At 49.7% G+C, this 13973-nt stretch carries 13 protein-coding genes; 9 read left to right on the top strand and 4 right to left on the bottom strand.

Annotation, left to right across the window (positions count from 1 at the left end):
• The first annotated feature begins 138 nt into the window (after positions 1-138).
• Together AC3CB2_RS03345 and AC3CB2_RS03340 are read left to right on the top strand one after the other, a co-directional pair.
• Positions 139-1773 carry a fumarate hydratase gene (locus AC3CB2_RS03345; protein ID WP_054784759.1) on the top strand — a complete coding sequence of 545 codons (1635 nt, stop codon included), beginning with the start codon at positions 139-141 and terminating at the stop codon, positions 1771-1773.
• Between the two features lie 358 nt (positions 1774-2131).
• On the top strand, positions 2132-2728 hold the full coding sequence (locus AC3CB2_RS03340; protein ID WP_014285214.1) for a L,D-transpeptidase: 597 nt from the start codon (positions 2132-2134) through the stop codon (positions 2726-2728).
• Between the two features lie 31 nt (positions 2729-2759).
• Here the strand turns inward: AC3CB2_RS03340 and AC3CB2_RS03335 are convergent, their stop codons facing one another.
• Positions 2760-3125: a gamma-butyrobetaine hydroxylase family protein gene (locus AC3CB2_RS03335; RefSeq protein ID WP_352930861.1), complete on the bottom strand. Its 366-nt coding sequence runs from the start codon at positions 3123-3125 to the stop codon at positions 2760-2762.
• A gap of 189 nt (positions 3126-3314) precedes the next feature.
• Here AC3CB2_RS03335 and moaA point away from each other — a divergent pair, with 189 nt between their 5' ends.
• Entirely contained in the window at positions 3315-4349 is a 1035-nt protein-coding gene (moaA, locus tag AC3CB2_RS03330) for a GTP 3',8-cyclase MoaA (RefSeq protein ID WP_352930863.1), read from the top strand.
• 66 nt (positions 4350-4415) lie between these two features.
• On the opposite strand, the gene AC3CB2_RS03325 is transcribed toward moaA, so the two are convergent.
• Positions 4416-4580 (bottom strand): Flp family type IVb pilin, encoded by a 165-nt coding sequence (locus AC3CB2_RS03325; protein ID WP_352930865.1) that lies wholly within the window; start codon positions 4578-4580, stop codon positions 4416-4418.
• Positions 4581-5151: 571 nt separating this feature from the next.
• Here AC3CB2_RS03325 and gcvA point away from each other — a divergent pair.
• The gene (gene gcvA / locus AC3CB2_RS03320; protein ID WP_352930867.1) at positions 5152-6060 is read left to right on the top strand and encodes a transcriptional regulator GcvA; all 909 of its coding nucleotides are present in this window, start codon (positions 5152-5154) and stop codon (positions 6058-6060) included.
• Positions 6061-6245: 185 nt separating this feature from the next.
• On the opposite strand, the gene apbC is transcribed toward gcvA, so the two are convergent.
• Positions 6246-7379 carry an iron-sulfur cluster carrier protein ApbC gene (gene apbC, locus AC3CB2_RS03315; RefSeq protein WP_352931757.1) on the bottom strand — a complete coding sequence of 378 codons (1134 nt, stop codon included), beginning with the start codon at positions 7377-7379 and terminating at the stop codon, positions 6246-6248.
• A 627-nt stretch (positions 7380-8006) separates the two neighbouring features.
• Between apbC and AC3CB2_RS03310 the strand changes: the two genes are divergently transcribed.
• The 5 genes from AC3CB2_RS03310 to AC3CB2_RS03290 all read left to right on the top strand — a co-directional run bounded on the left by AC3CB2_RS03310 (position 8007) and on the right by AC3CB2_RS03290 (position 13797).
• The gene (locus AC3CB2_RS03310) at positions 8007-9968 is read left to right on the top strand and encodes a bifunctional 2',3'-cyclic-nucleotide 2'-phosphodiesterase/3'-nucleotidase (RefSeq protein ID WP_488389873.1); all 1962 of its coding nucleotides are present in this window, start codon (positions 8007-8009) and stop codon (positions 9966-9968) included.
• A gap of 154 nt (positions 9969-10122) precedes the next feature.
• Entirely contained in the window at positions 10123-10581 is a 459-nt protein-coding gene (locus AC3CB2_RS03305; RefSeq protein WP_352930869.1) for a BLUF domain-containing protein, read from the top strand.
• Between the two features lie 190 nt (positions 10582-10771).
• Positions 10772-11413: a molybdenum cofactor guanylyltransferase MobA gene (gene mobA / locus AC3CB2_RS03300; protein WP_352930871.1), complete on the top strand. Its 642-nt coding sequence runs from the start codon at positions 10772-10774 to the stop codon at positions 11411-11413.
• Between the two features lie 106 nt (positions 11414-11519).
• On the top strand, positions 11520-12758 hold the full coding sequence (locus AC3CB2_RS03295; RefSeq protein WP_352930873.1) for a molybdopterin molybdotransferase MoeA: 1239 nt from the start codon (positions 11520-11522) through the stop codon (positions 12756-12758).
• A 262-nt stretch (positions 12759-13020) separates the two neighbouring features.
• Positions 13021-13797 carry a transporter substrate-binding domain-containing protein gene (locus AC3CB2_RS03290; RefSeq protein WP_352930875.1) on the top strand — a complete coding sequence of 259 codons (777 nt, stop codon included), beginning with the start codon at positions 13021-13023 and terminating at the stop codon, positions 13795-13797.
• A gap of 14 nt (positions 13798-13811) precedes the next feature.
• On the opposite strand, the gene AC3CB2_RS03285 is transcribed toward AC3CB2_RS03290, so the two are convergent.
• Positions 13812-13949, bottom strand: a complete 138-nt coding sequence (locus AC3CB2_RS03285) for a hypothetical protein (protein ID WP_352930877.1) — start codon at positions 13947-13949, stop codon at positions 13812-13814.
• Positions 13950-13973: the final 24 nt, after the last annotated feature.

The following is a 13973-nucleotide window of genomic DNA, read 5'->3' as shown; positions in this document are numbered from 1 at the left end:
TCAATTCGGCGTAATCTAGTAAATTTGACGAATTTTGAAGGCTGAGGGGCTTTGCCCCTCGGCTTTTTCTCTATAAAACGGCGCTCAGCAAATTCAACAGTGTACAGCTGTACACCAAAATAGCCAGAGAGTGCCAAGATGTCTGAAACACTTGCTCCCGAGTACGTTCACACCTCTCTTTTTCCATTGGGTAAGGACAAGACCCCGTATCGCAAGCTGACTTCCGAGTTTGTTAGCGAAGTTGAGTTTGACGGAGAAAAAGTCCTGAAGGTGGAGCAAGAGGGCTTGCGCCTGCTTGCTGAAGAAGCATTTAAAGACATCAACCACTTCCTGCGCCCTTCTCATCTTGAGCAGCTGCGGAAAATTCTGGATGATCCTGAAGCAACAGCAAACGACAAGTTTGTTGCTTTTGATCTCATGAAAAACGCGAATATTGCAGCAGCGGGCGTTTTGCCTATGTGCCAGGACACCGGCACAGCAATCGTGATGGGTAAGAAAGGCCGCAAGGTCTGGACCAATGGCAACGATGAAGCGGCGCTTGGCGAAGGTGCTCGTGACGCTTATTTCAAGAAGAATCTGCGCTACTCCCAGCTGGCACCGCTCTCCATGTTCGAAGAGAAGAACACCAAGAACAACATGCCAGCTCAGATTGAGCTGTATGCTGAAGGTGATGATGCCTACAAGTTCCTGTTCATGGCAAAAGGCGGCGGGTCTGCAAACAAGACTTTCCTCTTTCAGGGCACGCCAAGCCTGCTGACCCGTGATCGTATGATTGAGTTCCTGAAAGAGAAGATCCTCACTCTGGGAACTGCGGCTTGCCCTCCTTATCATCTGGCAATTGTTATTGGCGGCACCTCCGCTGAGCTGAACCTGAAATCCGTGAAGCTAGCTTCTGCGCGTTATCTGGACGAGTTGCCAACTGAAGGTTCAGAAGGCGGCCACGCTTTCCGTGATTTGGAGATGGAAGCTGAAATTCACAAACTGACTCAGTCCAGCGGTGTTGGTGCTCAGTTTGGCGGCAAGTACTTCTGTCACGATGTGCGCGTTATCCGCCTGCCACGTCACGGTGCATCTCTGCCAATCGGCATTGGTGTTTCCTGTTCTGCTGACCGTCAGGCGACTGGCAAGATCACCAAGGAAGGTATTTTCCTTGAAGATCTGGAGCGGAACCCAGAAGTTTACATGCCAGAAGTCACTGACAACGATCTTTCTGATGATGTCGTGAAGATCGACCTGACACGCCCGATGAGCGAAATTCTTGGCGAGCTTACAAAACACCCAACCAAGACCCGTTTGTCTCTGACTGGCCCATTGATCGTGGCCCGCGACCTTGCACACTCGAAGCTGCGTGATCGCCTTGAGGCCGGTGAACCGCTTCCTGATTACATCAAGAACCATCCTGTCTATTACGCAGGCCCTGCAAAAACACCTGAAGGCATGCCATCCGGCTCCTTCGGCCCAACAACAGCGGGCCGCATGGACGCATATGTCGATCAGTTCCAAGCTGCTGGTGGTTCTATGGTCATGCTGGCAAAAGGTAACCGCTCTGCGGGCGTGCGTCGTGCCTGTCAGGCTCATGGTGGTTTTTATCTGGGTTCCATCGGCGGCCCAGCTGCACGATTGGCTCAGGACTGCATCAAGAGCGTTGAAGTGGTTGAATACGAAGAGCTTGGTATGGAAGCCGTCTGGAAGATCGAAGTGGAAGACTTTCCTGCCTTCATCGTGGTTGACGACAAAGGCAATGACTTCTTTAAAGAGCTGAACCTGAGCTAACTACTCGGTTTCTGTTTTACTGAATTAGGGCGCTTTTCGAAGTGCCCTTTTTTGTGCCCAGAGTTCGTGACAATTTCAATCAATCAAACATCAAATTAGCATTATTCACTCTTACTTTTGTCGATTAGTTAGTGTTTTAGCTAGATGCAAATTAAGCTCGAGACGAATGTAAATCAGCTTCGAATGGATCCCTAGTAAAATCCTTTGCTATAAGTAGCATATAGCGGCAGTTGTAGTCTGTATTACTTCAACAATTAATAGATTTGACATTCTAAGCTGCGAGCGTCTCCCTACTCGCTGCATAAATTCCCTCATGCAAACGAGATAAAACAAACAACAATATCCCAGGGGGTATTCAATGCGCATACTTATCGCGAGTGTTGCACTTTGCTTTGCAGCACTATTTACCGGAACACAGGCAGACGCTGCGGCTTCTGGAAAGTTCTTTGATCATGCATCCAAGAAGTGGGTGACTTATGGCTCCGCTCAACACGGCAAGTCTCCTATCAAACGCAAGCAAGTCCGCTACAATGGCTCCTACGGCCCGAACACTATTGTGATCAGCACGAAAGATCGTCGTCTTTATCATATCCGTGGTAACGGTACCGCCATGGTTTATGGTGTTGGCGTCGGACGCGAAGGCTTCCAGTGGGCAGGTACACACCGCATCACCCGTAAGGCTGAATGGCCAAGCTGGACACCACCGAAGGTCATGATCGAACGTGAGCGCCGCAAAGGCCGCATCCTGCCTTCCTTCATGAAAGGCGGCCCGAACAATCCACTTGGTGCACGCGCCATGTACATCGGCAGCACAATCTATCGTATTCACGGCTCCAATGAGCCATGGACCATCGGTTCTGCTGTTTCTTCAGGCTGCATCAGAATGGCAAACGAAGACGTCATTCACCTCTATGACAACGTCAACGTTGGCACGAAGGTTGTCGTTCTACGCTAGAATGCTTGGGGCTGGTTGCTCGCCAGCCCTTTTAGCTCAGCTCTCTTGAGAGCCCACGTTCTTCCAGTTCTTTCAGATAACGATTCCACAAAAAATCGCGTTGCTCTTCCATCTCCTGGAAGTACGCCCAGGTGAAAATGCCGGTATCGTGCAGATCATCAAATGTCAGTTTAACTGCGTAATTTCCGACTGGATCAACACCGATTATCGAGACATCCTTCTTTCCCGCGATCACTTTTCTTTGATCTGGCGTATGGCCCTGAACCTCGGCAGAGGGTGACATCACTCGCAGAAACTCCGAGGTAAACGAGACTTCGAGGCCATCATCAAAAGTAATTTCAAGATTTTTCCCATTGTTTTTTAAGTGGATTTGCGTAGGCCAACGTGTATCTGACATATTTTTTTGTCCTTGCCCAAGTTCACGGAACTCAGTATTGATGATCTAGGAATTATGCCTGTGGTTCTAAGATATTTTCCTAGGTAAATCCACTGGAACTCCTTACTGATGGATTGACGCTAACTCATTGCGTACTACATTAGAATTGTTAAATTCGACGGTTTCAGAGAGACGGAAGTGGAGGTTTCCATGGGGCAGTATGCCGAGGACAAACAGCAGGGTGCGCACCCAGCATTGATTGACCCGTTCGGCCGCGCCGTGACGTATCTTCGCGTCTCTGTGACTGATCGCTGCGACCTGCGCTGCGTGTATTGCATGTCAGAGCACATGACCTTTCTGCCAAAGAAAGACGTACTTTCGCTGGAAGAGTTGGATCGCCTTTGCACTGTTTTCATTGAAAAAGGCGTTCGGAAAATCCGTCTGACAGGTGGTGAACCACTCGTTCGAAAAAACATTATGAGCTTTATCCGTGGCCTCAAGCGCCATCTGGATAGCGGAGCTCTTGATGAACTCACTATTACAACGAACGGCACACAACTTGAGCGATATGCCGAAGAGCTGTTTGAGGCAGGCGTTCGCCGCATCAACGTTTCTCTCGACACATTGAACGCTGAGAAGTTCAAGGACGTTACGCGTTGGGGTGATATCCAGAAAGTGTTTAACGGGATTGAGGCTGCTCAGAAGGCAGGGCTCAAAATCAAGCTTAACGCCGTTGCTCTGAAGAACTTCAACGAAGATGAGCTTATTCCAATGCTGGAGTGGGCGCACGAACGTGGTCATGACCTCACCTTCATTGAAACTATGCCTTTGGGTGAGATTGATGGCGATCGAAACGAACAGTATCTGCCTTTGAGCGATGTGCGCAAAGCTCTCTCAGCCAAGTACACACTAACGGACATTCCGTACAAGACCGGTGGCCCTGCCCGTTACATGCGGATTGAGGAAACTGGTGGTCGTCTCGGCTTCATCACACCGATGACTCACAACTTCTGCGAAAGCTGCAACCGTGTGCGCGTGACATGTACTGGCCAATTGTTCATGTGCCTGGGTCAGGAAGATCAGAAAGATCTTCGTGCTGCATTGCGCGCATCTGAAGGAAATGAAGTGCTTTCGGAAGCAATTGAATCAGCGATTGCGCGAAAGCCGAAGGGCCATGACTTTATTATTGATAGGGATAATAAGTCCGGATCTGTTTCTCGTCATATGAGTATGACAGGGGGGTAGTTTTATTGCACTTAATGAGTTCAGCCCCGCAAGATGCGGGGCTGAATAATACTCAGCCTAACTCTCTTATGGTGTGTAAGAGAAGGTTGTGCTGATACCATTAAATAGCGTTACGATTTTATCACCGAGCAGTGGTACTGCTGCAATTACGATGACAGCCATCAGAGCTGCAAGAATACCATATTCGATTGCAGTTGCGCCTGAATCGTCTTTCAGAAACTTAGCAAACATATTTTTAAACTCCGTATTGAACCCTAGAAGTCCCACTCCTCATTGGGACTAGAGGCACCCTAGGCCCTCATTTATTGCCAATTTATGAATCAAATTCTCGGAGTAATTTAGGAATGTTAGAAGTACGCAATTACAACAGTGGCGCTGCGCTATTAGCTCAAGTTCGACATACATAAATTCGAAATAACTTATTGTTTTTAATATATTTTTACATAATTAAAATTAAACAATATAAATTTACTCTCCATTAACTCTATTGCTTTTTCGTTAAAATTCACAGTGCAAATCTTACTATTGTGTGTGTCTCCTACTCCACTTCAATACCGAACTAAAGCATCTTAAAATGCTCTGCCATAATGTGTGAAATGCGCGGGATCTTTCGAAGCGGCCTTTCATCATAAGAATGTGCATTGGTGTAGTGTATCGTCGCTTTTGCTCTGGGTAGCTCACAGTCTCAACAAAGTTCGTCATATTATTCTCCAGTCATCATCTCGATGGGACAATAGTCTTGTGGTGGAGATCTCGGCAAACGAGTAATTTCAAGCAATCAGATCAAATTATTTGAGGTGATATGCGTTATTCGCTTCCTCCACTCAACTCTTTCAGAGCATTCGAGTGTGTTGCCAGACATTTGAGTTTTGCGAAGGCTGCTCTTGAGCTCGGGCTTACACCGTCGGCATTAAGCTATCAGATCAAAATGCTTGAGGAGCAGTTACAGGTGCAGTTGTTTGTGCGACTCAACAGAGCTATCGAGCTTACGTCAGCAGGACATCGATTGTTGCCCGGAGTGGAAGCTGGATTAGATAATTTCAGCGAAGCTGTGGCCCGGGTTAAAGGGATGAACGAGGATAATGTGCTGGTCATCTCAACGGGGCCCGGCACAGCCTCAAAGGTAATAGCACCGCGTATTTACCGCTTCATGGAAGTCTATCCAGAGATTGAGCTCCGCATCTCTGCCAATCTGAAACTGGTGGATTTCTATAAGGATGATGTTGATCTTGGGCTACGCTTTGGACGTGGCCCCTATCCGGGATTGCATGTCGACTTTCTTATGGAAGACTATCTGACACCAATGTGCGCACCGCGATTGGCGGAGCAGATGCGGCAACCGGAAGACTTGAAGAACTTTACGCTGCTTCACGAAGATAGCATGGCGACTTTTTTGAATGCACCGGGCTGGAAAGATTGGCTAAGATCGGCTGGTGTTTCTCGAACGACCTGGGCGGATAAAGGCATGCACTTTTCGCAGATTGATCATGCTCAAGATGCAGCGATCGAAGGGGCTGGAGTAATCCTGGGACGAAAGGTTCTTTGTGCTTATGATGCGCGCCTTGGCTTGCTGACAAACCCGTTTGACTTGAGAATCCCTGCAACCGCTCATTACATGTTGGTTGGCTTGGAGAACTCCTTTCAAAAGCACAAATGCAAGGTCTTTATTGACTGGATCAAGGCTGAACTTGAAGAACTATGTCCCGCTTAGCCAATCAAATATGCCCCGCACCCCGCCCAGCGCAAATGAAGCAAAAGCCAACTGTATTGAGAACTGAAATCGGTTGCCCGTCTGAGCAGAGAACATCTTAGCCTCACGACAAGCAAAAACGGCAGAGGTCACATTAAAGACCCTGCCGTTCTACACTTAGACTTTATCAATCAATCGTCAGCTTATCAGCCTACAACGATTTTGGGAGCTGATCTTGCTGCATCTCCGGAAGGCTGCATGACACCTTGCCAGAGGCCTGCTGCAATCACACCGTAGGCTTTTGCAATCGGGCTATCTGGATTGCTCACCGTAATTGGTACGCCAGTATCGGACTGCTGGCGGATCTCCATGGTCAATGGCACTTCACCAAGGAATGGAACCTTCATCTTCTCGGCTTCTGCTTTTGCTCCGCCATGTCCAAAGATCTCATGTGTTCCGCCACAATCCGGGCAGATGAAGTGGCTCATGTTCTCGACAACGCCGAGCACCGGAATTGCCACTTTTTCGAACATTGCGATACCACGGCGAGCATCCAAAAGCGCCAGATCCTGTGGTGTGGAAACAACAAGCGCACCTGTCAGTGGCACCTTCTGAGCCATGGTAAGCTGCACGTCTCCGGTTCCCGGTGGCAGGTCAACGATGAGTGCATCCAACTCGCCCCAGTCCACTTCACGGAGCATCTGATTGAGAGCGGAGACAACCATAGGACCACGCCAGATCATGGCGGTGTCCTCTTCCACCAGAAAGCCGATGGACATCAACTTGATACCATGCGCTTCAAGTGGCTTCATAATTCTGTTTTCAGTGACTTCAGGCTGTCCTGATGCGCCCATGAGTTTGGGAATGGACGGACCGTAGATGTCAGCATCTAACAGACCGACTTTCAAACCCATCGCGGATAAGGCCAATGCAAGGTTTGCGGAGGTCGTGGATTTGCCGACGCCGCCTTTACCGGAAGCTACTGCGATGATGTGCTTTACGCCCGGAACATCCTGTTTCGCTGGCAACGGAGGACCTTTTGGCGGAGCTTTACGTGCAGCTGGAGGAGGTGTTGATGGTGAACCCGGCTGCTTTTCAGCCGTCAATGCAACCAACACAGTTTCTGCACCGGGAAGAACGCCGACAACCTTTTCCGCAGCTTGGCGCAGACCTTCAAGTTCCGTAGCTCGTTCTGCAGGCACCTTGATTGAAAAGACGACACGGCCATCAGCGACAAACAGATCTGCGACCAGATCCTGATCAACAATATTGCTCTTGCCATCAGGAGATTTCACCTGTTTGAGCACCTCAAGAACGCGCTCTTGCGTCAATCCAGCCATAGCCTTTTCGGTATCCTTATGGTTTTTGCCTGATGTGAACCCGCCTGTCAGGCGCCCCCACAATCCTTTTGGTTTGTCGTTGTCCATCGTGCACACCCTTTAAAGCCTCTGCCAAGCAGAGAGGGATAAATATGATCTTGCTGGTAAATATGCCTGTCAGCTGAAACTGCAAGCTTTTGCCATTGGTTCTTTAGTATCTTGGTATACTTCTCAAGAAGAATTGAGCAATACAGAATTCATGAAAGATACACCTTGTCCTTTGCGCATTCGCAATCTGTTTTGTTAAACCACGCCACTATCAGTTGAACGGAGTTCACGCAAAGTTGAGGTCACCAACACAAATTCACAGATATTTGCGCATTCCGCAAAATCTTTCATTGAAGATAAAACCCAGCGTCTTCTGAGGATTAGAGTGCACGCTAGGGGATCTACCTTACCTTTTGGAGAGCTCGTTTCATGCTCCTGATACAATCACTCAACAAACTGAGGGTAATGCGTGATATTTAGGAAGCTAAGAACCCTCTTGCTGCTGCGCACGGGAGTGGGAGGATCGGGCGAAATTCATGCTGACAATTCTGTTCTGCATTTTCCACGGGCTAGGAGGCAATCGTGTCTAATCCTATTTTGATGAATCGTCGTAGCGTGCTGGGAGGCATGGCCGCTACCGGTGCCATTGCAATGGTGCATCCGTATTCTGTTCTTGCAAAAGAGAACACTGCGCACCTGCGTTTGATGGAAACAACCGACCTCCACGTCCACGTCGCTCCATATGATTACTATGCAGACCGTCCAATGGACACAGCTGGTCTTGCTCGCACAGCTACCATCATCAAAAAGCTGCGCTCTGAAGCAACCAACACTATGCTGGTAGACAACGGTGACTTCTTGCAGGGCAACCCAATGGGCGATTACATTGCCTATGAGCGCGGCATGCGTGAAGGTGATGTGCACCCAGTCATCAAAGGCATGAACGTTCTGGGTTATGATGCCGGCACTCTGGGTAACCACGAGTTCAACTACGGTCTGGACTTCATGATGAAGGTTCTTTCCGGCGCGAACTTCCCGGTTGTTTCTTCTAACGTCTCCAAAGGCACGTCCCTAGGCTCCAACGGCCGTAAGGATGATCTGTTCCTGAAGCCATACACAATCGTTGAGAAGAAGATCAAAGACGGTGCAGGCACTGAGCACACCATTAAAGTGGGCTTCATCGGTTTCGTTCCTCCAATGATCATGAACTGGGATTCCCGTCATCTGGTTGGCAAAGCAAACAGCCGTGACATGGTTGATGCAGCTCGCGCATGGGTTCCGGAAATGAAGGAACAGGGCTGTGACCTGATCATCGCACTGGTTCACGGTGGCATTGCTGGTGGCGCGCACGAAGAAGGTGCTGCAAACACCGCACTGCACATCGCGGGTGTTGAAGGTATCGATGCTCTGTTCACTGGTCACCAGCACGATGTCTTCCCAGGCCCTAACTATGAAGGCATTCCTGGCGTTGATGCAGAAAAAGGCACGCTGCAGGGCAAACCTGCTGCGATGGGCGGTTTCTGGGGTTCTCACCTTGGTGTGATTGACCTGATGCTTGAGCGCGACGGTAACAACGGCTGGCGCATTGCCAACTTCACTACTGATGTACCATCCATCTACAAGAAAGAAGGCCGTAAGCGTATTCCTCTTGTTGTAAGTGATGAAGAAGTGCTGGCAGCGGTTGAGGACGATCACAACAAGACCCTGTCTTACGTTCGCCGCGCTGTTGGTAAGACCTCTGCTCCACTGCATTCCTACTTTGCTCTGGTGGCTGATGATCCATCTGTACAGATCGTGTCTAAAGCACAGACTTGGTACACCAAGGAAATGCTCAAAGACACGGAATGGGCTGGTCTGCCTGTTCTTTCTGCTGCTGCTCCGTTTAAAGCTGGTGGCCGCGGTGGTGCTGACTACTATACTGACGTTGCTGCGGGCGATATCGCAATCAAGAATGTTGCTGACCTTTACCTTTATCCGAACACCACTCGTGCAGTGCTGATCACCGGTAAAGACGTGAAGGAATGGCTTGAGCGTTCTGCTGGTATGTTCAACCAGATCGAAGCAGGCAAGAAAGATCAGGTTCTTCTGGACGCTGAGTTCCGTTCTTACAACTTCGATGTGATTGATGGCGTCACCTACGAGATCGATCTGACCCAGCCTTCCAAGTACGATGGCAAAGGCAATGTGGCCCATCCTGATGCAAACCGTATCGTGAACCTTCAGTTTGAAGGCAAGCCAATCGATATGGATCAGAAGTTTGTTGTGGCAACCAACAACTACCGCGCTGGCGGTGGTGGCAACTTCCCAGGCATCAATGATGATGTGATCATCTTTGTTGGTCCGGATACAAACCGTGACGTAATCGTTCGCTACATTGTGGAACAGGGTACAATCAACCCATCTGCTGATGCGAACTGGAAGTTCAAGCCTGTTGCAGACACAACTGTTCTGTTCGAAACCGGCCCTGCAGCTGAAAAACATATGAAAAACGTAGAAGGCGTGCAGATTGAGGCAGCAGGTGAAGGCAAAGACGGCTTTGCGATGTACCGCATTACGCTCTAAGTCTGAATGACTTACATGATTTGAGAAAGGCGGGGCCATGTGCTCCGCCTTTTCCTTTTTCGCAAAAAGCGAGACATTTCAGCGTTTTAAACACTGTATTTTACATTTTTAGAAGAATTTGCTGTCAGGCTTTCATGAACTGGAGGATCTGACAATGAGTGTTACGCAGTTATGTTATAGAAGTCGCATTCATTGGCCTGCGCTTCGCCATAGCCTTGATGAGGAAGTTGAACGGTCGCTGACACGTATCCGGCGCATCAACTCCATGGCAGGCGTCACAGGCGCATTGATCCTGACGGACAATCATGTGTTCCAATTGCTGGAGGGGCCTTGGCCATCCGTAAAGCGGACATTTGAGTGTGTGCTTGAAGACAGGCGACATTCCGACCTGACCGTTCTTTCCAATGAAGAGCAGGATTTCAGGCTCTTTCATAATTGCTGGATGCACTTTTGCGATCTGCGCGAGGAAGCGGACAGCCATTATCTTAAGTTTTTCGGCAATCTCCTTGCCCATCCTGATCGCACATGCAGTGAAGAGGTGATGGAACTGTTGCTTCTGCTTTCTATGAACATGAGTGAAAGCCAGCTGACCAGCAGAATTGCGCTGATGTAGCTCATACCTATGCTCCCCACGGTGGCATGACCACCGCTCCACGACGCTCTTAAAGGCACCTCTCCTCCCACTGCCTTTAGGAGCGTTTTTTTTTGTGGCTTGCGACGGAATGAAGCTTTGCACCCGGCGCTCGCCTGCTTCACAAGTAAGTCTGGTAATTTGCATGCTTGTTGGAAGTGGGAACTCAAGAATGTCTGATATTTTGAGCAATCAAAACCTGACAGTGGGCTGCGTGCTCTGCGGTGGGAAATCCCGGCGTATGGGCGGAGCAGATAAGGCACTATTGGACTTAGATGGCATTCCTCTCCTCAAACACGTCACGACGCGTTTGCAGAAACAGGTTGAGCAGGTTGTTTTGAGCGTGAATGAGCCTGGCGCGCTGCATGAGAGCCTCGGACTGCCATTACTTGCAGATGAGCTGACTGGGCATTTAGGTCCGTTGGCGGGCGTGCATGCTGCGTTGAGCTGGGCGGAGAAGCACTCTCCTGACGCACGAGACGTGCTGACCGTTGCTGTAGATACACCGTTCTTTCCCTTGGATATGGTAGAAGTGCTGGTATCCTATCGCGAAGCTAACGCTGATTGTCCGATGATTTGCTCCAGCGGCGACCGAGACCACTTTGCGTTTGGTCTGTGGCCTGTTGCGCTTGCGGATCCATTGAAAGAGTATCTTTTAAATGGCGGGCGCAGCATCAAAGGGTTCTTTAAAGACCATCCTCCTGTCATCGTAAAGTTCGAGGTCCACAACGGCGTGGATCCATTCTTCAACATCAATACGCCGGAGGATGTGCCGATCGCATTGGAGCATCTTGCCAAATTACGCGTGCAATAGTCGTGAAATCGACCAGATCACTGTGAGAACTTTGATTTTTGCCAAATCCTAAGGCGTTCCTCTGGTAAATAAAGAGAACACCACTAGCAAATCTTCTGGAATAAGCATGAGTACGAAAACGCCCTTTCTGAGCTTTGACGAAGCCCTCAATCACTTGCGTGGATTAGGTCACTGTAAAGTCGTTGCAGAGGAAACGTCACTTTATGAGGCTTATGGGCGGGTACTCGCAGAGGATATCATAGCCACGTGTGATCTGCCCCCGCTCGATAACTCGGCAATGGATGGCTACGCTATTGCACAAGGTGGGTCAGGGCAGACATCCTTTCCGGTGGTGATGGAGATCTTTGCTGGTTCCATGCCAGAAACACCGCTGAAGCCGGGAGAAGCTGCGCGGATCTTTACCGGTGCGCCAGTTCCCGAAGGTGCTGATCTTGTAGCGCCGCAGGAAGATTCCTCTGAGAGCGAGACTGATGGCAAGCGCCGCGTTGAGCTTTCCCGCAGCTATCCAGCTGGCTGCAACATCCGCCGCAAGGGCGAGGATCAGATCAAGGGTGCGCCTATTGTTAAAGCAGGCGCCCTGCTCCGCCCTCAAGAGATTGCTGCTGCTGCCTCCATTGGCCTTGGCCAGCTCAAAACATATAGGCGTCTTAAGGTTGGGGTGTTCTCGACAGGCAATGAACTGATCCGGCCGGGCACTGAGCGTCAAGACGGACAGATCTTTGACGCAAACCACTTCCTCCTGCGTGGGATGCTTGCCAATTTGCCGGTTGAACTGGTTGATCTTGGCATTTTGGCAGATCAGCGTGAGGTTGTGGAGAGCGCTTTGGAAGCTGCCTCCAAGCAATGTGATGTCATCCTGACTTCTGGCGGTGCTGGCGGTGGTGATAAAGACTTTGTTTCAGCCACCCTTTCCAAACTCGGCAAAACCACCTTCTGGCATCTTGCTGTCAAGCCGGGCCGCCCTTTCATGGTCGGTGAGTTACCTGACTGCGTCTTTATCGGTCTGCCGGGTAATCCGGTGGCCGCGACTGTTGCATTTGCATTCCTTGCACGACCATTGCTTGAAGCTCTTGCTGGGTCCGGTTTTGGTGAAGCTCCACGCCAATATATTGCTTCAGATTTTGAAATTTTCAATCGCAAGACCGGTCGCCGTGAATTCCTGCGTGGACGCCGGGTGGTCAGTGATGAAGGCATCAAACTGACCAAGTATCACAGTGATGGCTCCGCCCTTTTGTCCTCTTTGACGTTTGCGGATGGGTTCATTGAACTGAAGGAAGATGTGTCTTCTGTTCAGAAAGGTGATCTGCTGCCATTTGTCAGTTTTGATGAAATTGGCCTTAGGTAACTCTGCTGGCTCGCATTTTCAGAATCGCGTGCGAGCCTTTTTTCCACGCTTAGATCAGCAGTTGCAATTTTAACAAATTTACCCTCAAAGCTGCGAAAAATTGCAAGATATTACCGCGAAGTATCGTCAGTTTGCTATTAATTAGCCTAATATGCCCACCATATAGGTTGATCTACGGATGCTTTTAGTGAAACATAAGGCCCGGTTATGCAGGGGCCTACCTAAAGAAGCCCTGCCAAGATAATTAATTCGGGGACATAATATGCGTATTATGCGTTTGGCAGCAGTAGCAGCAATTGCGTTGGCAGCAGTTTCTGGCGCGGAAGCAAAAGAATGGACAAAGGTTCGCATGGGCACTGAGGGTGCTTACCCTCCATTCAACTACACAACCGCTGACGGAACACTGACCGGCTTCGATATTGAAATTGGTAACGCTCTGTGTGAAGAGCTGAAGCTTGAGTGTACATGGGTTACTCAGGACTGGGACGGCATCATCCCTGGTCTGGTTGCAGGCAAGTACGACACCATCCTTGCTTCCATGTCCATCACTCCAGAGCGTATGGAAAAGATCTCCTTCTCTGAGAAGTACTACAACACTCCTCCAGGCATTGCTGTTCGCAAGGACTCCGAGCTGACCGAAGCAACTCCTGAAGGCCTGAAAGGCGTTCGTCTTGGCGCTCAGGGCAGCACCACGCACTCTCAGTTCGCTGAAGAGATCCTGAACGGTTCTGAGGTTGCTCTTTACCCTACTTCTGAAGAGTACAAGCTGGATCTGGAAAACGGCCGTGTTGACGCTGTTGTTGACGACGTGATGGCTCTGGAACAGTGGATCAGCTCTGACAAGGGTTCTTGCTGTAAGATCCTCGGCACCATGCAGTCTGTTGAAGAGATCCACGGTAAAGGCGCAGGCATCGGCGTTCGTAAGGGCGACGAAGACCTTGCAGCTCTGTTCACCAAAGGCATCGCAGCTCTGCGCGCTAACGGCAAATACAAAGAAATCAACGACAAGTACTTCAAGTTCGACGTTTACGGCGAATAAGAACAGCTTGTCGATCAGCTGTCGGTTTCAGAACCCCCGGGTGTTTGTTCGCCCGGGGGTTTTGTTTTGCCAATTTGATCAGCCCACATTGCCAGTTTGGCAAAATGGTAGCTGATGACCTTCATTTTGGAAAATGCGGCTTGATTCCGCATAATCCCTCCTCAGAGCTTTGAGGG

The sequence above is a fragment of the Pseudovibrio sp. SCP20 genome, from assembly GCF_057774105.1.
Note: the sequence above shows the minus strand (reverse complement) of the source record. Positions and strands in the feature narration are given on the sequence as shown.